Genomic DNA, 1,806 nt, shown 5'->3' on the forward strand with positions numbered 1-1,806 from the left:
GTCGATGGGCTTGGCCCAGCGCATGTTGACCACCGTGGCATCCAGCGCCTCGCCCGCCTGCAGCGCGGGGTACAGCAGCGTGCCGAACGCCAGGATGGCGATGCGCCGGCCCTGCGGCGCCGCGCCCGTGCGGCGCACCTCGCCCTTGCCGAACGGCAGCCCTTCCAGGCTGGCCAGGGGCACCACGCCCGCGCCGCTGCCGCGCGGGTAGCGTACGGCCACGGGATGGTCCTGCTCGAAGGCGGTGGTCAGCAACTGGCGGCACTCGCGCTCGTCGGCGGGGCAGGCCATGCTCATGTTGGGAATACAGCGCACGAACGGAATGTCGTAGGCGCCGGCATGCGTGGCGCCATCGGCGCCGACCAGGCCCGCGCGGTCGAGCGCGAACACCACGGGAAGGTTCTGCAGGGCCACGTCGTGGATCAACTGGTCGTAGGCGCGCTGCAGGAAGGTCGAGTAGATCGCCACCACGGGCTTGACGCCCTCGCAGGCCATGCCGGCGGCAAACGTCACCGCGTGCTGCTCGGCGATGCCCACGTCGTAGTAGCGGCCGGGAAAGCGCTTTTCGAACTCCACCAGCCCCGATCCCTCCCGCATGGCGGGCGTGATGCCCACCAGCCGTTCGTCCTTGGCCGCCATGTCGCACAGCCATTGGCCGAAGACCTGGGTGAAGGTCTGCTTCGGGGGCGTGGCGGGCTGCGTCAGGCCCACGCGCGGGTCGAACTTGCCGGGGCCGTGGTAGGCCACCGGATCGGCCTCGGCCAGCTTGTAGCCCTGGCCCTTCTTGGTAACGACGTGCAGGAACTGCGGGCCCTTCAGGCCCTTGATGTTTTCCAGCGTGGGAATGAGCGAGTCGAGGTCGTGCCCGTCGATGGGGCCGATGTAGTTGAAGCCGAACTTCTCGAACAGCGTGGCCGGCACCACCATGCCCTTGGCCTGCTGCTCCAGCCGCTTGGCGAACTCCAGCAGCGGCGGCACGGGCTTGAGCACGGTCTTGCCCACGTTCTTGGCGGCGGCGTAGAAATGGCCGCTCATGAGCTGCGCCAGGTAGCGGTTCAGCGCACCCACGGGCGGGCTGATGCTCATGTCGTTGTCGTTGAGGATGACCAGCAGGTTGGCATCGGCCACGCCGGCGTTGTTCAGCGCCTCGAAAGCCATGCCCGCCGTCATGGCGCCGTCGCCGATGATGGCCACGGCGTGGCGGTTCTCTCCCCGCTGCTTGGCGGCCAGCGCCATGCCAAGCGCGGCCGAGATGCTGGTGCTGGAGTGCGCCGTGCCGAAGGTGTCGTATTCGCTCTCGGCCCGCTGCGGAAAGCCCGACAGCCCGCCGAACTGGCGCAGCGTGCCCATGCGGTCGCGCCGGCCGGTCAGGATCTTGTGGGGATAGGTCTGGTGGCCCACGTCCCACACGAGGCGGTCGCGCGGGGTGTCGAACACAGTGTGCAGCGCCACGGTCAGCTCCACCGTGCCCAGGTTGGAACTCAGGTGCCCGCCGGTCTTGGAGACGCTGTCGAGCACGAAGGCGCGCAGCTCGGTGGCCAGGTCCTTCAACTCGGCGCGCGACAGGCGGCGCAGGTCGGCCGGGTCGTTGATGGTCTGCAGCAGGGGAAAGGAATTCGTGGACATAGGCTATTGTTTGAGGAGCTGCTTGCGCCATGCAGGCAAGCGCTGCAGACCGTTCATTGTGCGGGCCGGTGCGCCGGGGCCACCGGGGAGGTCTGCGGGGATGGCGGCACAGGGCACGCAGCGCGCCGCCATCATCAGTGCGAGCGGTTCACCACCATGTCGGCCAGCGCCGCCAGCGCG

1 protein-coding gene is annotated in these 1,806 nt (G+C 69.0%); it reads right to left on the reverse strand.

Annotated features, from left to right (window positions below):
* Positions 1 to 1,626: 1-deoxy-D-xylulose-5-phosphate synthase (gene dxs, locus AC27KI_RS23995; RefSeq protein ID WP_487116236.1), on the reverse strand; the 1,626-nt coding region annotated here is incomplete at its 3' end.
* Positions 1,627 to 1,806 lie beyond the last annotated feature (180 nt).

This window comes from Acidovorax sp. KPB24-03, from assembly GCF_057546605.1.